Annotated in this window: 16 protein-coding genes and 1 pseudogene; 5 read left to right on the top strand and 12 right to left on the bottom strand. The window is 60.2% G+C overall.

Annotated features, from left to right (window positions below):
• Positions 1-68: 68 nt before the first annotated feature.
• From RDL77_RS19490 to RDL77_RS19475, 4 genes are all read left to right on the top strand, one after another.
• Positions 69-893, top strand: a complete 825-nt coding sequence (locus RDL77_RS19490) for a M55 family metallopeptidase (protein WP_288194366.1) — start codon at positions 69-71, stop codon at positions 891-893.
• A 54-nt stretch (positions 894-947) separates the two neighbouring features.
• Positions 948-1,739, top strand: a complete 792-nt coding sequence (locus RDL77_RS19485; RefSeq protein ID WP_288194365.1) for a creatininase family protein — start codon at positions 948-950, stop codon at positions 1,737-1,739.
• A gap of 78 nt (positions 1,740-1,817) precedes the next feature.
• A complete protein-coding gene (locus tag RDL77_RS19480) occupies positions 1,818-3,437 on the top strand; it encodes an ABC transporter substrate-binding protein (RefSeq protein WP_288194363.1) in 1,620 nt (539 codons plus the stop codon).
• Between the two features lie 99 nt (positions 3,438-3,536).
• On the top strand, positions 3,537-4,214 hold the full coding sequence (locus tag RDL77_RS19475) for a Pr6Pr family membrane protein (RefSeq protein ID WP_288194361.1): 678 nt from the start codon (positions 3,537-3,539) through the stop codon (positions 4,212-4,214).
• A gap of 13 nt (positions 4,215-4,227) precedes the next feature.
• Here the strand turns inward: RDL77_RS19475 and pepT are convergent, their stop codons facing one another.
• From pepT to RDL77_RS19440, 7 genes are all read right to left on the bottom strand, one after another.
• On the bottom strand, positions 4,228-5,460 hold the full coding sequence (gene pepT / locus RDL77_RS19470; protein WP_288194359.1) for a peptidase T: 1,233 nt from the start codon (positions 5,458-5,460) through the stop codon (positions 4,228-4,230).
• A 177-nt stretch (positions 5,461-5,637) separates the two neighbouring features.
• A complete protein-coding gene (locus RDL77_RS19465; RefSeq protein WP_288194358.1) occupies positions 5,638-7,011 on the bottom strand; it encodes an alpha-glucosidase/alpha-galactosidase in 1,374 nt (457 codons plus the stop codon).
• Between the two features lie 17 nt (positions 7,012-7,028).
• On the bottom strand, positions 7,029-8,675 hold the full coding sequence (locus RDL77_RS19460; protein ID WP_288194357.1) for an ABC transporter ATP-binding protein: 1,647 nt from the start codon (positions 8,673-8,675) through the stop codon (positions 7,029-7,031).
• Between the two features lie 35 nt (positions 8,676-8,710).
• Positions 8,711-9,838, bottom strand: a complete 1,128-nt coding sequence (locus tag RDL77_RS19455; RefSeq protein ID WP_223615827.1) for an ABC transporter permease — start codon at positions 9,836-9,838, stop codon at positions 8,711-8,713.
• Complete coding sequence (locus RDL77_RS19450) at positions 9,838-10,848, bottom strand: ABC transporter permease (protein WP_223615826.1); 1,011 nt, start codon at positions 10,846-10,848, stop codon at positions 9,838-9,840. The genes RDL77_RS19455 and RDL77_RS19450 overlap by 1 nt, the downstream gene beginning before the upstream one ends.
• A 126-nt stretch (positions 10,849-10,974) precedes the next feature.
• Complete coding sequence (locus RDL77_RS19445) at positions 10,975-13,050, bottom strand: ABC transporter substrate-binding protein (protein WP_288194355.1); 2,076 nt, start codon at positions 13,048-13,050, stop codon at positions 10,975-10,977.
• Between the two features lie 77 nt (positions 13,051-13,127).
• Entirely contained in the window at positions 13,128-14,600 is a 1,473-nt protein-coding gene (locus RDL77_RS19440; RefSeq protein ID WP_288194354.1) for an alpha-glucosidase/alpha-galactosidase, read from the bottom strand.
• A 245-nt stretch (positions 14,601-14,845) separates the two neighbouring features.
• Here RDL77_RS19440 and RDL77_RS19435 point away from each other — a divergent pair, with 245 nt between their 5' ends.
• The gene (locus tag RDL77_RS19435) at positions 14,846-15,709 is read left to right on the top strand and encodes an AraC family transcriptional regulator (protein WP_223615871.1); all 864 of its coding nucleotides are present in this window, start codon (positions 14,846-14,848) and stop codon (positions 15,707-15,709) included.
• A gap of 50 nt (positions 15,710-15,759) precedes the next feature.
• On the opposite strand, the gene RDL77_RS19430 is transcribed toward RDL77_RS19435, so the two are convergent.
• From RDL77_RS19430 to RDL77_RS19410, 5 genes and pseudogenes are all read right to left on the bottom strand, one after another.
• Positions 15,760-16,680: an HlyD family secretion protein gene (locus RDL77_RS19430; protein WP_288194353.1), complete on the bottom strand. Its 921-nt coding sequence runs from the start codon at positions 16,678-16,680 to the stop codon at positions 15,760-15,762.
• A complete protein-coding gene (locus tag RDL77_RS19425; protein ID WP_223615822.1) occupies positions 16,667-17,398 on the bottom strand; it encodes an ABC transporter ATP-binding protein in 732 nt (243 codons plus the stop codon). The genes RDL77_RS19430 and RDL77_RS19425 overlap by 14 nt, the downstream gene beginning before the upstream one ends.
• A gap of 5 nt (positions 17,399-17,403) precedes the next feature.
• Positions 17,404-18,537, bottom strand: coding sequence for an ABC transporter permease (locus RDL77_RS19420; protein ID WP_223615821.1), 1,134 nt, complete (start codon positions 18,535-18,537; stop codon positions 17,404-17,406).
• A 4-nt stretch (positions 18,538-18,541) separates the two neighbouring features.
• Positions 18,542-19,948, bottom strand: coding sequence for an efflux transporter outer membrane subunit (locus RDL77_RS19415; RefSeq protein WP_288194352.1), 1,407 nt, complete (start codon positions 19,946-19,948; stop codon positions 18,542-18,544).
• 261 nt (positions 19,949-20,209) lie between these two features.
• Positions 20,210-20,635, bottom strand: a pseudogene (locus RDL77_RS19410) (TetR family transcriptional regulator); the annotation flags it as partial.
• Between the last annotated feature and the right edge of the window lie 198 nt (positions 20,636-20,833).

The following is a 20,833-nucleotide window of genomic DNA, read 5'->3' as shown; positions in this document are numbered from 1 at the left end:
TAAATTATGTTTCTTGTCGGAAAGTCAATCTCGTATTAAGCCATATGGTCTGGAGCTGGGAGGAAAACATGCGCCTTTACATTTCTGCCGATATTGAGGGGATCGTTGGTGTGGTCAGCCGCGATCATCTGACGCCTGAGGGATTCGAGTATGAACGTGCCCGCGATTGGATGACGGACACGGTTGTCGCCGCCTGCGAGGAGGCACACGAAAACGGCGTCGAGGAAATCGTGCTGAGCGACTCGCACGGCAATGGCCAGAGCATCAAGATCGAGCGCTTGCCCGATTATGTTCAGATCGTCCGCAGCTGGCCGCGGCCGCTGATGATGATGCAGGGGATCGAGGTCGGAACATTCGCCGGAGCCATGCTGATCGGTTACCATGCAGGGGCCAGCCATATGGGCGGGGTGCTCTCACATACCATCGGCGGAACGGCATTTCACGAAATCCGCATCAACGGCAAGGTTGTCCCCGAGGCCGGTATCAATGCCGCGACCGCCGGTGATTTCGGCGTTCCGGTCATCCTGGCGTCCGGAGACGATGTGGCGATGCAGGAGATCAGCGAACATCTCGGGGACATCGTGACCGTTCCCGTCAAGTGGGCCTATGGCACCCGTTCGGCGCGCTCGCTCACCCCCAATGCAGCCCATGAAAAACTGCGGGCGGGCGTGAAGACGGCCCTGTCGCGGATTGGTTCGACGCAGCCGCTGGTGATTGAGAAACCCGTTCTGGAGATTACCTTCCGTAACCGGCTTCCCGCCGAATTCCTGTCCTATCTGAAGTTCGTCGAGCGAACCGACGGCTATACGATCCGCTATCAGGGAGACGATATGGTCGATGTGTCGAAGTTCATCATGTTCGTTCTCGGCTTCAATTCGCAGTTGACCTTCTAGCCACGCACAGCCTGTCACCCGCGATGACAGAGCATTTTCGGGAGTATTGGAACAATGACAAGGGAAGTAGAATGGGCCCGCTTGACGGCCCCGGAACTGAAGGAGCGGGCAGGGCGTCCAGATGCGCTGGTGATCCTGCCGGTTGGCTCGCTTGAGCAGCATGGTCCCCATCTTCCGGTTATCACCGATACCGCCAGTGCCGTTGCGGTGTCGCTGCAGGCGGCAAAGCAGATTGCAGGCGAGATTCCGGTAACGGTTCTGCCCGGCCTCTGGCTTGGCATGAGCGAACATCACTTTCCCTTCGGCGGCACGATCAGCCTCGACTATGCGGCCTATCGCGCCGTGCTGACGAGCATCGTCCGCTCGCTCAAGGTTCTCGGCTTCCAGAGGCTGCTCATCGTCAACGGCCATGGCGGCAACATCGATCCGCTGGCCGTTTCCGTACGTGAGCTGGCGGTGGAATACGCCATGCCCATCGTCGCCACGACACCATGGATGCTCGCGCCGGAAAAGCTGGCCGCGGTGTTCGAGGTGGATGCCGGCCCGACCCATGCCTGTGAAGGGGAATCCTCGCTGATGCTGGCCATCGCCGGGGATATGGTGAAGACGGAGAAGTTCTCCGAAGCTGCGGAAAAGCATGACGGCGCCATATCGGTTCCATCCGGGATTTCCCGCTTCTACGCCTTCCCGGAACGAGCCCCGGTCACCGGCACCATGGGAGACCCGCGATCGGCATCAGCAGAAAAGGGCGAGTGCTTCCTCCAGATTCAGGCGGACGAGCTTGTGTCGCTGATCCGGTCGGAACAACTCTGGTCCAAGCCGCAGGCGGTCTGGGCCGCATCGTAATCCGGTTTGGTTTGCAAGGAAGACTGGCGCGGCGTTGTCCTGTGCCCCGCCGATAAAAACAAAAGAGGAGAACATCTGATGAATTTCGGTATTGCCCGGCAATCCGCAGCTCTTGCCTGCACCGCTTTATCCCTCGCGCTTTTCCCGGTCCTGGCATCACCGGCCAGCGCCAAGACACTGGTTTACTGTTCAGAGGCTTCGCCCGAAGGGTTTGACCCGGCGCTTTATTCCGCCAACAGCACATGGGATGCTTCCTCGAAGCCGGTGTACAATCGTCTTGTGGAGTTTCAGAACGGAACAACGACGGTCATTCCCGGTCTCGCCGAGAGCTGGACGATTTCCGATGACAAGCTCACCTATACGTTCAAGCTTCGAAACAACGTAAAATTCCACACCACCGAGTATTTTACGCCCAGCCGCGATCTCAACGCTGACGATGTTATTTTCTCGCTGCAGCGCCAGCTCGACAAGACCAGTCCCTGGCACAGCTATATCACGGGCGTTACCTGGGAAATGACAACGGCGATGGGCCTTCCCGACCTTGTCAAGGAAATCAGCAAGGTGGACGACAAGACGGTCAAGATCGTTCTGGCGGCCCCGAGCGCTTCGGTGCTTGCCAACCTTGCTATGGACTTCGCATCGATCCTTTCCAAGGAATATGCTGATCATCTGCAGGCGGATGGAAAGATGACGCAGCTCAACGAACTGCCGGTGGGGACCGGACCGTATCAGTTCGTCAATTACCAGCAGGATTCCGTGGTCCGTTTCACCGCCAATCCGGATTACTGGGGCGGCAAGCAGAAGATCGATGACCTGATTTTCTCCATTACCCTCGACCAGACGACGCGGATGCAGAAGCTGCGGGCAGGGGAGTGCCAGGTTGCCTCCTATCCGTCGCCCGCCGATGTCGCCGTGCTGAAAGCCGACAGCGAATTGAAGGTGCTGGAACAACCCGGCCTGAATGTCGCCTATCTCGCCTACAACACGCTTGTTCCGCCCTTCGACAAGCCGGAGGTGCGCAAGGCGTTGAACATGGCGATCAACAAACAGGCCATCGTGGAAGCCGTGTTTCAGGGTATGGGGCAGGTCGCGAAGAACCCGTTGCCGCCGGCAGTCTGGGGCTACAACGATGCCGTCAAGGACGATCCCTACGATCCGGAAAAGGCGAAATCAATGCTTCAGGCTGCGGGCGTCAGCAATCTGGCGATGAAGATCTGGGCAATGCCGGTCAGCCGTCCCTACATGCCCAATGCCCGCCGGGCCGCCGAATTGATCCAGGCCGATTTCGCCAAGGTTGGCGTCTCGGTCGAGATCGTTTCCTATGAATGGGGCGAATATCTCAAGAAGGCGCGCGACAAGAACCGGGACGGAGCCGTCATCCTCGGCGGTACCAGCGACAATGGCGATCCGGATAACCTCTTGAGTTTCTTCTTCAGCTGTACAAGCGTCGGTGCCAGCAATTACTCCAACTGGTGTTTCCAGCCGCTCGATACGCTTCTGCAAAAGGCGCGCCAGGTTTCCGATCAGGCCGAGCGCACCAAGCTTTATGAGGAAGCGCAGCTCATCATCAAGAAAGAGGCTCCAATCGCGGCCCTTGATCATTCGACCGTCGTCATGCCGATGTCGAAAAAAGTGTCCGGATATGTGCTGGATCCGCTGGGCTCGCATCGCTTCGACGGTGTCGATCTGGCGGAATAGCTGAAAGGATCGGCGCAGTGACGATTTAGGCAAAAACCGCTTCAGTTTCCGGACGGATATGGCTAGAGCATTCTCCGGCCATAGGAGGAAACTGGGGCGGTGAAATCACCACAAATCATTCAAACATCGAATATCACGGCCGTTCGAATCTACCGCTCCATGCTCGCAATGGTCGTGCTGGCGGGTATTGGCATCGCGTATTTTGCCATCATACCCGCCGCCCATGTCAGCCGGCTCCGGTTGACGGCCAACTTTTTCAGTTATTTCACCATCCAGACCAATGCGCTTGTTTTTCTCGGCCTGGTGTTTTCCCTGGCGGTACCACGGTCCCGGCCGGGGCAATGGGCGCAATGTCCTCCAGTCAGGTCGGCGCTGTTGTCATACGTGGTCATGACCAGCGTCATTTATGCCCTTGTCCTGCAGACCGCGTGGCGGCCAACGGGATGGCAGGCGCGCGGTGACCAGATTCTCCATTACGCCGTGCCGGTGCTTTACTTCATTGACTGGCTGTTCTGGGTCAGGCGTGGCGCGCTCTTGTGGCGCCATGCCTTGTGGTGGCTATCTTTCCCGGCGGCTTATGCGGTTTACACCCTGATCCACGGCTATGTCTCCGGGTTCTATCCCTATCCGTTTATCGATGTCCCGGAGATCGGTCTCGATGAAACGGCGGTGAACATGGCCTGGATGACTGCTGGTTTTCTGGGGCTGGGAACACTGGTCATCACTATCGATCGCCTGGCCTGCAGATATGGTGCCCGCAACGCCCGGGCACTCTAGAGCAAATTTGGCGCTAGGCCCGTTCTTCCCAGATTTTTGCAAGCTCGACCAGCGTCTTGACGGCTCTTTCCATGTCCTGGCGGCTGACCCATTCGAGCGGTGAGTGGAAGGCGTGGCCGCCGGCAAAAATATTGGCGCAGGGCAAGCCCATGAAGGACAGCCGCGAACCGTCGGTGCCGCCACGGATGCTGCCGCGCACCGGCACCATGCCGGCCCGGCGGACCGCTTCAACCGCGTTGTCGACGATCTCCGGGTGGCGGTCGAGGACGGACTTCATGTTGCGGTATTGCTGCCTGACGGTGAACGTGTAGGACGAACCGGGATAACCGGCCATGACTTCCTTCACCAGCGCTTCGAGCATAGTTTCCTTGGCGGCAAGACCGTCATCGGTAAAATCGCGGATGATGAAGCTGAGCGCCGCCTTTTCCATCGAACCGGTGACACCTGTCGGATGGATGAAACCCTCTTTGCCTTCCGTTGTCTCGGGCGCGATGTCCCGCGGCAGCCGGTCGATGATGGCGCCGGCGATCTTGATGGCGTTTTCCATCTTGTCCTTGGCGAAGCCCGGATGAATTGCGACGCCCGAAATGGTGATGTCGACCCCGTCGGCCGAGAAACTCTCGTCCTCGATATGGCCTGCGGTTTCGCCGTCGACGGTATAGGCGAACTGTGCGCCGAGCTTGGCCACGTCCACCTTGTCGACGCCGCGCCCGATTTCCTCGTCCACGGTGAGCAGCAGTTTGATCGTGCCGTGGCGGATATCCGGGTTGTCGACGAGGAACTGTGCAGCGGTAATGATTTCCGCCAGCCCGGCCTTGTCATCGGCACCGAGAAGGGTGGTTCCGTCTGTCGTGATGATGTCATTGCCGATCTGGTCAAGCAGGACGGGATGGTCACTGACCCGGATGACCTGCTGCGGATCGCCTGGAAGTTGTATGTCGCCGCCGCCATAGTTATGCAGGATGCGCGGCTTGACGTTTGTGCCGGTAAAATCGGGGGCCGTGTCCATGTGCGAGCAGAAACAGATGACCGGCACCGGCTTGTCGACATTGGACGGGATGGTTGCGTGGACATAGCCGTGCTCGTCCATATGCGCATCGGACAGGCCGATGGCGAGCAATTCCCCAACCAGCACATGGCCCAGATTCTTCTGCTTCTCGGTGGACGGTTGTGCGGACGATTTGGGATCCGATTGGGTGTCGATGACGACGTAGCGAAGAAAACGATCGGTAACGGTATCGGTCATGGGCTCAGCTCCAATCTTTGCATGCCAGTGATGCACTGCTGTAGCCTCTGCCGCCGGCATCGTGAACAGATTTTTGCCTTGCTCCCCGCTTTTTCCCATTCGCCTCCGTCGCAAGCATGCCGCCGGTGTTCAATTGCAGGGTAACCGCCCTGCAATTGATACGATACATCGCTCTGTCTAAGCGGCCTGCACTTTCCGGGAACCACGGGCCCAGGCTGGAAGCCAATCGCCATGCGCGGCAAGAAGATCATCGACGAGCGACCATATCTGATCGAGATCCAGCTCAGCGGCGGTATGCGGGTCCATCATCGCTGCATGATAGATGTGATCCCGGTTTTCGGTCATCAGCGCCTGCACGGTCAGTTCCTGTACATTGATGTTGGTGCGGATGAGGGCGGTGAGTTGCGGCGGCAGCGCGCCGACATGGGTTGGCTGAATGCCGGACGCATCGACAAGGCATGGCACCTCTGCCGCACAATTGGCGGGCAGGGACGTGATGCAGCCATTGTTGCGCACATTGCCGTAGATGACCGATGGTTCGCCGGTCCATACGGAATTCATGATGGACGAGGCATATTCGCGGCTTTCGCTCACTTCGATCCTATCGGCCTTGGCATAGGTTTCCGCCTGTCCCTTCCAGCGTTCGATCTGCTCGATGCAACGCTTGGGGTATTCGTCCAGCGGAATGCCGAACTTTTCGATCAGATCGTCGCGGCCTTCCTTGATGAAATAGGGCGTGTACTCGGCAAAGTGCTCGGAGCTTTCAGTGACGAAATAGCCGAGCCGCGTCAGCATCTCGTAGCGGACCTTGTTCGGGCAGCGCGGATTCCAGTGGCTGGGCTTGGGCAACCGCCCCTCGCGATAGCCCCGGACAAGATCCGGATAGAGGTCGCGGTAACTGCCATCGGGCTGCTGGTGTTCGAACTGCAGGTAGAAGGCCATATGGTTGATGCCTGCGGCGCGATAGCGGATTTCTCCGATTGGAATGTCGAGGTCGCGCGCCAGTTCGCCCGCCGTTCCCTGCACGGAATGGCAGAGACCCACCTGACGGATCGTCGGGTATTTTTCAGCGATTGCCCAGGTGTTGATGGCCATGGGATTCACGTACTGCAGCAGGATGGCCTGCGGGCAGACCGCCAGCATGTCCTCGCAGATTGCCCAGAGGTGCGGTACGGTCCGCAGGCCGCGCATGATGCCGCCAACGCCAAGGGTGTCGGCAATGGTCTGGCGCAGGCCGTATTTCTTCGGAACCTCGAAATCCGTGACGGTGCAGGGCTCGTATCCACCGATCTGGAACGCAACCACGACGAAGTCCGCCTTCTCGAGTGCACGCCGGCGGTCCACATGCGTTTCGATGACCGCCTTGGCATCGAGTGTTTTTGCCAGCTTGCCGGCGACGATGGCGCTCTCGGCGAGGCGCTGCGGATTGATGTCCATCAGCGCGATTTTTGCGCCCGACAGGGCCGGGCGCTGCAGAATATCGCCGATGATGTTTTTCATGAAGACGGTCGATCCGGCTCCGATAAAGGTGACTTTGGGCTGTTTTGACATGGCAATCTCCGGGAGGATTATGCGGCTACCTCGAAGGCGGCTTTGACAAGCCGTTCAGTGTAGGCGGTCTTGGGATGAAAGAGAACGTCGTTGACGGGACCTTCCTCGACGACCTTGCCGTGCTGCATGACCATGACACGATGGCAAAGAGCACGAACGACTTTCAGGTCGTGGGAAATGAAGAGGTAACTGAGGCCGCGCTCATCCTGCAGCTTGCGCAGGAGGTCGATGATCTGCGCCTGGACCGACAGGTCGAGTGCCGAGGTCGGTTCGTCGAGAAGGATGAATTCCGGTTCGAGCGCGATGGCACGTGCAATGGCAATGCGCTGGCGCTGGCCGCCGGAGAATTCGTGCGGGAAGCGGGACAGGATATTGTGCGGCATCCCGGCACTTGCCAGGGCTTTCTGGACACGGTCGAGACGGTCGGCCCGGTTGACGCCGATCCCGTTGATAATCAGTCCTTCCTCGATGATCTGCCCGATCGACATGCGCGGGTTGAGCGAGGAAAACGGGTCCTGGAACACGATCTGCATGCGCGAGCGCAGCGGCCGCATTTCGGCCCGCGACTTGTCGTGGATCGGCTGCCGGTCGAAGTAAATCTCGCCGCTGTCCGTATGCACGAGCCTGACGAGCGCTTGCCCGAAGGTGGTCTTGCCGGAGCCGGATTCACCGACGATACCGAGCGTCTCGTGTCTGTGGAGTTTCAGGCTGAGACTGTCGACAGCCACAAGCTCGTGCAATTGCGGCTTGAAGAAGCCGCCGCGTTTCAGCATGTAGGTCACCCGCACCGACTTGCCCTCCAGAATGGCTTCGCAGTCCGCCGGCATCGGATTGGCCTGTCCTCTGGGTTCGGACCCGAGGAGATGGCACGTATAGGGGTGGCGGGGGGCGGCAAAGAGCGCTGCGGTGGTGTTGTGCTCCTTCACCTCGCCATGCTGCATGACATAGACATAATCGGAAAACTGCCGGACGACGGTAAGGTCATGGGTGATGAGAATGACGGCCATTCCGAGCCGCTTCTGCAGATCGCGGATGAGGTTGAGGATCTGGGCCTGCACCGTCACGTCGAGTGCGGTGGTCGGCTCGTCGGCGATCAATACGTCGGGATTGTTGGCGAGCGCCATGGCAATCATCACGCGCTGGCGCTGACCGCCGGAGAGCTGGTGCGGATATTGGTTGAGCCGGGATTCCGGATCGGGAATTTGCACCTGTATCAACAGGTCCAGCGCGCGTTGCCGGGCGTCGCGCCGGCTGATGCGCTGGTGCACGCGGATGGCTTCGACGATCTGGCTGCCGATCGTATAGATCGGGTTGAGCGAGCTCATGGGCTCCTGAAAGATCATGGACATGCGATTGCCGCGCAGCGCGCGCCGCGCCCGGCTCGAGAACTTGAGGATATCCTTGCCGTCATAGGCAATTTTCGATTCCCGGGACACCACGGCACGCTTCGTCAGGAGTCCCATGATGGTGCGGGCGGTCACCGATTTCCCCGACCCGGATTCGCCGACAATGGCAATCGTCTCGCCGCGATAGAGTTGGAAGGAGATGTCCTTGACGGCCTCCACGACCCCCTCTTCGACCGTGAAGCGGACGGCGACATTGCGGGCATCGATGATCGGATTGTCCCGATGGGCTGAACTGTCCAGCCGCTGTTCGGGTGCCATGGTGCTTGGTTCCTGCGTGTGCATGGTTTCCGGCCTCAATAGGGATCGACAGCATCGCGCAAACCGTCGCCCAGGGCATTGAAGGCAAAGACGGTGACAAGCACGAAGGCGACGGGGGTGAGAATCCACGGGTAGGACCCGATGACGGAATAGGTGGCGGTGTCCTGCAGCATCAGCCCCCAGGAAATCAGGGGAGGCTTCACCGCAAACCCCAGGAAGCCCAGAAAGGATTCCAGAAGGACAATGTGCGGGATTGCGATGGTGACGGCAACGATCACGTGGCTCATGACATTGGGAAAGATGTGCTGGAAAATGATGCGCCGGTCCGAAGCGCCCACCGCCAGGGCCGCACGCACATATTCGATGCGCGCAAGTGCCAGTGTCTTGCCGCGCACTTCACGCGACATCTGCGCCCAGCCAAGCGCCGACATGATGATGATGACGAAACCGAGGAAAATGCTCGTCGGAGCCGTGACGGGTATGAGCGAGCTGAGGGCGAGATACAGCGGAAGCTGGGGAAATGCCAGGACCAGTTCAACGAAACGCTGTGTCCAGGCATCGAACCGTCCGCCGAAATAGCCGGAGACCAGTCCGACGGTCGTGCCGACAACCGTCACGATGGAGACGACAATCAACGCAATCATCAGCGAGACGCGGGAGCCGTAAATGGCTCTGGAGAGAACGTCACGGCCGAACTTGTCGGTTCCAAGGAAATGCACGGGCTTGCCGTCGAGGGTGCCGAAGAAATGCCGGTCCGCCGGAATGATGCCAAGCAGCTTGTATTCAAAGCCCTTGACGAAGAACCCCAGCAGGCGGGGATTGCCATAGTCCAGCCCGACCACCGGCTGGAATGTCACCGGATCGAGTTCCTCGGTCTCGGCGACCGGATAGGTGCGCGGGCGCAGATTGAAATGCCCGTCCTTGTCGAAGAAGCGCACGGCTTCCGGCGGTGCGAAGCCGATCTCCGTCTGGGAGGGATCGACAGGGGCAAAGAAACCGGCGAAGACGGCCATAACAAGCAGCAGGCAGACGAGGACAAGCCCGATCATGCCGGTCCAGGAGCGTTTGAGGCGCCGCCACACGAGAGCCGAATAGCTTTCATTGCCGCGGTTGGCGTTGCGGATTTCCACGGCGGCGACGGGCGGTCTTATCTGGATTTGCATCACCGCGCCTCCCCATACTGGCGAACGCGCGGGTCCATCAGCGCCAGCAGAACGTCTGCAATGATGTTGCCGACAATCAATGTTGCCGACAGCACCAGCATGAAGGTCGCCGTGACATAGACGTCTCCTATCCACATGGACCCGACGATGGCGGGTCCGACCGTCGGCAGTGCGAAGATGATGGCGGTTTCGATCTCGCCGGTCAGCATGTATGGCAGGACGACGCCCTGATACATGATGAGGGGATGCAGCGCATTCGGCACCGCATGGCGCATGATAACAGCGCCCTCGCTCAAACCCTTGGCCCGTGCCGTCTCGACATATTGGGCATTGAGCGTGTCGAGCAGATTGCCGCGCATCACCCGCATATTGTAGGCGAGCCCGCCAAAGGTGGCGATGGCAACGACCGGCCACACGTGCTGGACCAGATCGACGAACTTGCCCCACGACCACGGCGCGCCGCCATAGCGCGGGGAATAAAAGCTGCCGATCTCCGAGACGTTGAAGTGAAACACCATGATGTAGACAATGATCAAAGCCATCAGGAAGCGCGGCACGGTCATGCCCAGAAACGAAATGCCGGAGAGCAGGCTGTCCACCCAGGAATATTGCCGCGTGGCGGCCAGTATCCCGAAGCTGATCCCGATGATCGACGCGAGGATATGGCAGGTGAGGGCGAGGAGAAGCGTGCGCGGCAACCGCTCGCCAACGACATCGGCAACCGGCTTGTTGTAGAACATGCTGTGGCCGAAATCCCCGCGGGTCACCATGCCGACGATCCAGTTGACGTATTGCACGGGCAGCGGCTTGTCGAGGCCATTGGCAACCCGGTACGCCTGTGCCTGTGCATCGGCTGCCTCGAATGATGCGCCGCCCTGGTTCATCAGCTGTGAGCGGATATAGTCGGAGTAATCGCCGGGCGGTGCCTGAATGATGGCAAAGGTCACCACGCTCAGCACAAACAGCACCGGAATGGCGGATGCGATACGCACAAGCAGGAATCGTAGCATGGGCCGGTTCGCTTTTCTTGTGTTGGTTTCAAAACTGGCGTGAACACATTCATGCCGTTGGGTTTTTTAGTCAATCCGGCCGGTCGCAACGAGGTGCGACCGGCCGGATCAGAGGCCTTGGGAGGCTCAGTTCATCGGTCCGGGTCCGCCAGGCTTGCCCGGCAATTGCTGCGGGAACAGTTCATAGTCGCCCTGCTTGTCCGCCTTGACGAAGATGCGTTCACGGATGACGGCGTCTTCAGCCCAGTTGAACATGAAAATCGGCGCCCCGGACGGGATGTTGGAGAAGCGCTTGTTGATGACCAGTGCACCGGCAAATTCAGTCAGCCCGACCGTGTTGACGTTGGCCGTATAAACCTTCTGATAGCGTTTCATCAGTTCTGCCCGTTCGGCATTGTCCTGGCTCGCGATGAATGCGTTGACGATTTTCACCAGCTCTTCCTCGTAGGGCATCAGGTCGACCGCGCCGTTTTCCGGGGCACGGTGGTTCCAGCTTGTGCGTGGCCCGACAGGCGCCAACTGTTCCGTGTTCTGCACGACGGACGCGAGTTCCGACCTGTTGCGCAGGATCATCCAGTCAAAGCGGCCGCCGTAATTGGCAGCATCCCGCTGGTTGCCGTCGAGGGCATTGAGGATGACACGCAGTCCGAGTTTTTCCAGCTGCGCGATGACACCCTCGGCAAGGTTCTTGTCGGTGCTGTAGGCATTGTTCACGAGAAGGGTGATCTCGACGTCCTTCCCGCCAGCCTTGTCCGGCGGGAAATTGACGATGCCATTGCCGTCGGTGTCCTTCAGCCCGGCCTTGGCAAGTTCAGCCTTCGCCCCCTCCAGATCGAAGGGGTAATAGACGGTGGACTGCCGGTCGTAGAAGCTCGTTGCCGATGACAGCCCGCCGGGATAGATCGCCGTGAACGGTCCTTTGACAAGGGCTTCGCCGAGTTTCTTGCGGTCGATGGCCATGGTCACGGCCTTGCGGAAATGCTCGTTGCGATTGAGTTCGCGCACGGCCTGACCGCGTGCATCGGGTGCACCCCAGCCATTGGCGGAAAAGTTCATGTCGAGATTATAGCCGATCAGGCGGGGCCCGAAGGCAAGCCGGGCGGGCGCATTGTCCTGCGCGGCGCGTTTCAGCGACTCCACGAAGTTTTCCGGCTGTTCGAGATTGGAGAAATCGGCGGCCCCTGCAACGGTCTGGACATCGCGGTCGGCCCATGTGGAAAGCTTGTAGTGCATCTCGTTGACATAGGGCAGCTGGTTGCCGGCTTCGTCGACTTTCCAGTAGTAGGGGTTGCGGCGCATCACGATGATGTCGTCGGGGCGGTATTCGACCGGTACCCAGGCACCCATGACCGGCATGTTCATATATTCCGGCGGGAAAGCGTTCTTGTACTGATCGTAGGTTGTCCCGGCATATTTGGGATGTTTCGTCTTCAGGATATGCGCCGGGCCAGGGCAGAATGTGCCATAGGCCATGGCATAGAGATACTGGCGCGGGAACGCATCCTTGAAAGTCCACTGGACCGTATAGGCATCGACTTTCTTCAGCGTTGTGCCAACGCCGAAGGTTTCCTGTGTTGCGCCATTCAGCGGTGAAACATTGGGATCGAGGACATTGTCTTCCCAATAGTACATGACGTCATCGGCATCGAATGGCGCACCATCGGACCATTTTGCGCCTTCGATCAGATGCATGGTCAGCGTGTGGCCATCCGGCGACCAGTCCCACCCCTTGGCGAGGTTGGGCAGCGGTTCGACGTCGCTCGCTTCGACCTGGAACAGCGGTGCCGTTCGTGTCAGGCATTCGGACAGGCCGATGTCGATGCCTCCATAACCCTGCGATTGGCCGCCGCTGTAGTTCCAGCCCTCCGGCCGGCCGCCGATGACGTGCCGCAAAGTATCGCCGTAGACACCGATGCCATCGGGCATGTTGGCCGTCCTGTAGACAAGCGGCTGCTTGGGCAGCCGGTCCTGGACCGGCGGAAGCTTGCCGGTCTTGACGAATTTCTCGGTCATCCAATCCGGTTCATGATAGGCGGGCAGGGTCTTGAATTCGAGGATCGCATCGCGCGGGACATAGGTGATTTTGGCTTGCGCTTTGAAGGATGGCGGTTCAGGCGGAACTGTCGGCTCCGATGCCGCTGCCGGAACGGCCAGCATCGAAACACCCAAGGCGAGTGTACTCCAATAGCGCAGATGGCTCATCGTCTCTCCCTCTCGATTGTGATCCAGCCGGTATGGCCATTCCCGTCTCCTCCAAGCCGGGAAAAGCCGCTGGAAAGCTAATTCACGGCCTGCGTCATCAATGCTTTCTCTGCCCGCAATTCTTCGATCGAGCGCACGGAACGGCTGGCAGAACCTTTCCATTCACGCGTTGCCACGGTCTTGTGGCGCAGGCGTTCCTTTGCCGCATCAATCGCATGGGCATATTGCGGCAGCCAGGGTGCTTGCGCGACGATCATCTCATCGACCATCTGCCAGACTTCTTCCGGCGTGCACACGGCGCCGACCAGCGGATCATGCAGGACGGCAAGCTTCAGAAGATCGATGTCGCCGCTGATGGCGGCGTGGACGGCCATGCGCTGCACATTGATCGATGCCATGCAGGTTGCGGCACAGGCTTCCGGCAATGTGATGCCGGAGACCATGTTGATGCCGAACCGGTCGACGAAGCCGGGCGATTCAATGATTGCATCGGCGGGAAGGTTGGTGATGATCCCGGTGTTGCGGGTGTTGAAATGGCCGCGGTAGACCCGTCCGGTTTCCAGCGCTTCCAGAATATGGCTCGCATGTTCGTTGGAGCGGCGCGCCGGATCGATCGGCTTGGCGGCCGCTTCGAGAAATTGCGGAAATTCGGTCTCGAACCAGTTTCTGGTTTCGGTCGAATGCCGGAGGTAGCCGCCGGTCTCGCCATGGATCCAGTTGGACATGTCGATCCATCTGGCGATTTCATCCGGACGCTTGCGGTACCACGGCAGATATTCCGAGAGATGGCCGTTGCTTTCGGTGGAATAGACGCCGAAGCGCTTCAGCACATCGATGCGCAGCTTTTCCTGCCGGGAAAAGACGGGATGCGCCTCGAATGCGGCAATGAGTTCCTCCTTGCCGATCCTGCGTCCGCGCAGGCGGATATCGACAAACCAGGTCTGATGATTGATGCCCGAGCAGATATAGTCGAGCTCGTCCTTGGACCGGGCACCCAGAACTTCCGCGATCTGCTCCGCCCCATGCTGAACCCCGTGACACAGGCCGACCGTGTCGACCTTGCCATATTCAATGGCCGCCCATGTGTTCATCGCCATCGGGTTGGCGTAGTTGAGGAATTTTGCGCCGGGTTCCGCAACCTCGCGGATGTCCTTGCAGAAGTCGAGAATGACGGGGATGTTGCGCTGTCCGTAGAGGATGCCGCCGGCGCAGATCGTATCGCCGACGCATTGATCGATGCCATATTTCAGGGGAATGCGGATGTCATCGGCATAGGCTTCGAGCCCGCCGACCCGCACGCAGCTGATGATGTAGCGGGCACCCTCGATGGCCTTGCGCCGGTCGGTTGTGGCGGTTACCCGGGTTGGCAGATGGTTGGCCTCGACAATGCGGTCGAGAATGGACTTGATCATTCCAAGGTTGTGTTCGCTGATGTCGGTCAGTGCAAATTCGATGTCCCTGAATTCCGGCACGCACAGAATGTCCGTAAACAGCTTCTTTGTGAAACCCACGCTGCCCGCGCCGATAATGGCAATTTTGAAACTGCTCATGCTGACCTCACCTTGCCCATCGTCAATGCGGGTGAAAGCAACAGGGCAGGGTAGCTCCGGTGGAAAAACACCGGGCTTTGCAAAGACCAGGATTTTCCTGTCTTTCCCCTTGTTCTATTCCTTACCCGCAGTTCATCCGCTGTTCTTGATTGGCATTATGCGTATATTCGTGGGAGCGAATAGAGAGGGATTATGCTTTTGAGGGTAATTTTGTGCTGCAGAAACTGATCGATACCGGGCACACCATGAAGACGGTTTCCCTGCCGCGGGGCCGCCATACGCTGCACACCATGCCGACCAGCACCGGTTATGAGGTGCGGCGCGATGAAATCTATGATTGGGACGGCCGAAAACGCGGGCAGACCCCCTTCACCGTCCTGCAGCACACGATCAGCGGAACGGGCATGCTCCGCTATGAGAACCGCAACTACAAGGTGCGCGAGGGTGAAACTCTGCTGGTCCTCGTGCCGCATAACCATCGCTACTGGCTCGAGAAAGGCGATCACTGGGAGTATTTCTGGATTTCCATGAATGGCGAGGAAGCGCTGCGCATTCACCGCTCGGTGCTCGCCGCACAGGGGCCGGTTTTGCGCTTGCCGGGCGAGACGATAGAGCATCTGGCCGATTGCAGCCTGCGCCTGATCGCGGACGCGGAGACCGCCGGCCGTGCCTCGGCCATCGCCTACGAGGCCGCCATGGCACTCTATGACGGCGTGTTCGGCTCGCACCCCGTTGATCAGCACGAGAAGACCGTCATGCAGCCCGTCATCGATCACATCAGCGCCAATCTGGACAAACCGCTTCCCGTTGACGAGTTGGCACGGGTATCCGGGTTGAGCCGGGCGCATTTCTCCCGGGTCTTTGCCGAGTGCGAGGGGCTGCCCCCGGCGGAGTTCGTGCTGCAGAAGCGGATGCAGCGGGCGACGAAGCTTCTGACCAACGCCGCATTCCTTCCGGTCAAGGAAGTGGCGATCATGACCGGTTTCGACGATGCCAATTACTTTTCAAAAGTGTTCCGCCGCATCTACGGCGCCAGTCCGACGGAATTCCGCACCACGGGCATGTATGCCAGTCTTTCAACACGCGCATCGGGATCGGGTGACAGCTGATGGGGCAGACGGGCGGTGAGCCGAAGCTGCCTCCTACTGCGATCATCCGGTCAGGTTTTGAAACGGACAATCACGCGCTGCCCGATAAGGAACGGTGACTTGGGCTGAATGCTGATGATGCATTCAGCCGTGCGGATGTCGACGCGATCACCGGGCGCATCCCGCGATTTGGGCTGTTCGAGCACATGCTGGATGCTGATGACGCGTCCCTGGATGGACACGGTGTCGTCGTTTTCCGCGATGATGTCGACATCCATGCCCGGTTTGACCAGTTTGACGAACTGCTCCTGAATTTCGGCACGGACGATACGCGGTGCCTCCGGCAGAAGCGTGAAAAGTTGGGTAACGGCTTGCGTCGATACGACCTCGCCCACACGGGCGGACTGGCGGATGATGCGTGCCGCGATGGGGGCGCGGACAAGCCGCATCTCGACTTCGAGACGGCTGTTGTCCGCGCGGCTTTCCGCTGCCGCCAGGGCGGCTTCGGCGATGACCACTTCGGCTTTGGTTGCCGACAATTGCGCCTCGGCTTCGTCAAGCGCCTGGGCCGAAACGGCGTTTCCTGCCGCTGCCCGGCGCAGCCGTGCCGCCTGACGGGTCTGGGCACCCAGCTTTGTCTGCAATGCGTCCAGCTGGCCCTTGGTCTGGCGCGCTTCGGCTTCGGCGGTGCGAACAGCGATCAGTTCGCGGCGATTGTCGAGCGCGGCGAGGATATCGCCGGCTTTGACCCGCTGTCCTTCCTTCACCGGCACATCCTGAATCACCCCGTCGCGCTGGGTGGAGAGCCGCAGCAGGCCGCCCTCGACATCCACGACACCGCGCGCCGCCGCAATAATGCCTGGTCTGGCCTGGGCAATTTCCGCCTGATTGGCCTCCGTCGCGCTCGACATGGCCCAGAGCGCCAGACCGGCACCACCCAGCGCTGCCAGAACGATCGCATACTGCAGAGAGGTGCGGCTAAACATAGTCATGACTGGTATTTCCTGACGCTTTTGCACCGGCGGCGGGACGCCAGTCACGAAGAATGCGGCCATCTTCCATTTGCAGGACACGGTCCGCATGGGCAATAAGACGCGGGTCATGCGACACGCACAGAACCGTGGCCCGGGTTCGTCTTGCAATCGTGTGAAGAATCTCGATGACGATCTGGCCGTTGACGCTGTCGAGCGCGCTGGTCGGCTCATCGGCAAACAGAATGGCCGGCTTCTTCACAATGGCGCGGGCGATGGCCACCCGCTGCTTTTCGCCGCCGGACAGTTCGGCGGGGTGCAGGTGGCGCCGGGCGGCGAGACCAACCTGTTCCAGCGCCCGTTCCGCCCGCTCCGCCGTCTCTTCAGCGGCAACGCCGAGATAATCCAACGGCACCTGGACCTGTTCGACGGCGGTCAGGGCCGGGAACAGGTTGAAGCCCTGGAAGACGAAACCGCAATGATGCAGCCGAAAGGAATCGCGCTCGGCATCGCTTGCCGCCACAAGATCGGTTCCAAGCGTTCTGATCGCGCCTGAATCGGGAATGGTCAGGCCGCTCAACGTCGCCAGCAACGTGCTCTTGCCGCATCCGGACGGCCCGATGATCAGGGTCAGTTCGCCCTGGAAGATATCGATGGATACGTCCTGCAATGCAATCGTGCGGATTTGCTTGACGACAAATGCCTTGCTGATGCCGGTCGCGGAAATCGTTGGCTGCATGGCGGTCACCGGAGCAATGTTGCTGGATCGGCGTGCTGCAGACGCCGCAGGGCGAAAAGGCCGGCAGCGAACGCCACGGTGAGTACAACAGTGGATGCTGCCAGAACGATGCTGGTCCGCAGTTCAAAGGGCACGCTGTAGATGCGGGCTATGAGAGCGGCGGCGGTGCTGAAGACGGCGCCGACAACCAAGCCGAGAACCCCGACCCAGGCGGCCTGTTCGATGACGATGGCCCGCAGTCCCTTGAATGATACGCCAAGGGCCCGCAACGTTGCATATTGCGGAATGGATCCGGCCACGGCGGCCATCAGTGTCTGGCTGGTGACAAGGGCGCCGACGAGCATGGCAATGATGGTCGCGAAGATGAAGGCGATACCGGCACCGGATTCGAGAAGCCAGTACCGTATCGACATTCCCGCCAGTTCCGGGGCGGACCACACGTGAAAGCGCGGGATTCCCGCTGGATTGTTCAAACGCTCGCGAATGGCTTCCGCCGGTCCGAACTTCGTCACGGTGTAAAGGAAATAGGTCACGTCGTCCGTTGCCCCAAGCGCATTGTCCAGAGTCCGGGCGGTTTCTATCGACGTGACGACGTTGACGCCGCCTAGTCCTCGCAGGCCCTCGATCAAACCGACAATGTGAATGCGGCGGCCATTGACCTCGGCGGTATCGCCGACATCGACGGCCAGCTTGTGCCTGTCGGTGGCATCCACCAGCGCTGTTCCGGGTTGCTGCAGCAGGTTGCGCATCGCCGGGGGAACAACCGTGGAGAGGCCGATGCTGCGAGGGCGCGCGTCAATGCCGACAATATTGATGCTGGTGCCGCCGCCGCGCGCGCCGCGCCAGTCGCCGGAGCCGAGCAGGAAGCGTTCAACATGGGAAATGTTCGGTTCCATATAGAGGCTGGTTGCGATGCTGGCGCTGATCGGCCGCCCGAGATCCACGCTTTGCGTGCCGGGAAAACCCACCCAGTACTGCGCGCTGGACTGTGTAACGTAAAGCGCATTGGACCCGATGATGCCGAGAAGCAGGGCGCCCTGGACGATCATGAGAACGCCGGAAAAACCCACCGCCACAATCGCCGGAAGAAACCGCCGCCATTCATGGACCAATGTTTTGCGTGCAATCGAAACGGACATCCGGTTACCCCTTCCGTTGACGGGTGGGGGCGGCGTCTTGCGTGCTGGTCGTCAGGGGCGAGGCGCCGCCGATGGCCTTGTAGAATGTGATCAGGGCAAGCGCTTCGGCTTCCTGCGCATCGGCCAGTTGCTTGCGCTGCGCCAGGACGCGCATCGCCGAGCCAATCGACTTGGATCCGTCGCTCAGGCCTTCGCGTTCGAGGACCGTGGTTGCAGACCGCATTTTTTGCGCGGATGCCAGATTCGCGTTCAGTTGCCGGGTGGTGGCATGAACGGCCGACCACGCCCGCAGCGCGGATGATGCTTCCTCATAGGCAACGAGAACAGTTTGCCGGTAGGCCGCAACAGCTTCGTCGAACTGAGCCTGCCGCGCCGCAACGACGTCGCGCCGCCGTCCCTGATCGAAAACCGGAATTTGAACCGACGGCCCGCCCAATATGCCGAACGGCGAACCGTTGGACGGACCGCCAACACCGACAATGCCGCTCAGGCGGAGTTTTGGGTAGAGGTCGGCCTGGGCAATTCCAATATCGGCGGCAGCGCGCACGGTTGCAAGCTCTGCCCGCCGGACATCCGGACGGGCCCGCAGGAGGTCCGCCGGACGGCCGGTGACGGGGTCGAGCCGGGCGACGGGTTGAGGTTTTGTGTGCTGCAGGGAGGCATCGATCTGCGTGGTCCCGAGAAGGGTGGCAATCTGCTGCAGGGTGATGTCGATCTGCATCTGGAACCGGGCCTGCTCCGCCTTCGCATCGCCAAGGCTTATCCGGGATTCCTCCGCGTCCGATGCGGCGGCGAGGCCGGAACGGTATTTGACCGCGGCAAGCTTGCCATCGCGCTCGATCAGGGCAAGGGAGGCACGGGCGATCGCCTCGCGCTCCTGCAGCGCGCGCAGGCGCACGTAAGCGCTGGCAATTTCGGCGGCAACAGCGATGCGTGCCGCTTCGACGTCCTCGGCGACCATGTCGGCGGATGCCTTGGCTGCCCGCTGTGTGTTCTCGCTCAAGCCAAACAGGCCAAGCTCCCAGCCCACTTCAAGGTTGAGCTGAACCGGACGGCGCAGCAGTTCCTGCGATTTGGTCGAACCCGTTCCGGCATTGGCTGTGCCCGATACATCGGCGGTGGGCATGAAAAGCGTTCTTGATGTCCGCGCCATCGTTCGTGCGGCGACAAGCTGCTGTTTCGCCTGGACGATGGTGAGGTTCTGTCCAAGTGAACGCACGACGAGCCCGCTCAGGACCGGGTCGCTGAACGTCTGCCACCAGTCGCGCAGGTCCCGCTGTCGGCCAGCAGGCATCTTCGCGGCAGTCGCATAGCGCGCCGGCAGGCTTGGCGCCGAAAGAGCCAGGCCTGATGCATCATTCTGGCAAGCGGTCAGCATCGCCGCACCGGCAAGGACGCAGATGGTCTTCACGCACGCATGGCGACAGAGCAATGGGGCAAGGGGCAATGTCAAATCTCACGCACGCGACCTTGGACCGGGCACCCGGTATTTCGGGCACAGCCATGGTCGTGGAAGCCGCGGGAACGAACGTTTTTCCCAATCGCGCTCGGTGTTGTATCTGCAGGCATTGCTTCTCACATCCAATTGTCCGCGCATCGTTGCATGCGAGGATTGCGGGAACATGATGGAGCGGCTGCTCAGACGCGGATTTAGGCTTGAAAAACCGCCGTTTCAGGGGGCGTGTTTCGCCCCGGCACCCCACCGCAGACCATCCATCAGCAGTTTCACCAAACGGCGGGAACGCTCATGCCAGTCGGGAGCGTCTGGAATGGAATAGATGGTGAAGAGGGCATGCAGCAGGTCGGTGCTGTCGATGTCCCGCCTGATGAGATTCTGATGTGCGGCCGCTTCCACGAGATTGCGCAGGGCGACGGAGACCATGCCTGAACTCTCGGCAAAAAGTTCGGAGTTTGTGTTGACCAGCATGCGCAGGCTGTTTGCCATGCCTCTTTTCGCGGCGATATAGCCGACAAACCGCTGCATCCACTCCTCGAGAGCCACATCCGGCGCATGGCTCAGGGACAATTCACCCGCTGCCGCACAGAGACTCTCGACTTCGCGGCGGTAAACCACTTCGACGAGATGTTCGCGCGCCGGGGGTGGCATCGGGACACTCTACCGTCATTTCCCGACGCGCGAACAATTCGTCGGAGTGGGTTACCGCCGCGAAGTCGAGAGGCCCCGGTGGGGAGCGGGGGGATTGTCCCTTAGCCATGCGCCGGGTGGGGGCCTCGGGGGGGGGGTGGCGCGGGTTGTTGGGCATATTGCCGGGGAAAAAGGGAGGGGAAAAAGGCT

The organism is uncultured Phyllobacterium sp., assembly GCF_902479695.1.
GTDB lineage: Bacteria > Pseudomonadota > Alphaproteobacteria > Rhizobiales > Rhizobiaceae > Phyllobacterium > Phyllobacterium calauticae.
The sequence above is the reverse complement of the archived record's forward strand: the minus strand, read 5'-3'. Positions and strand labels throughout refer to the sequence as shown.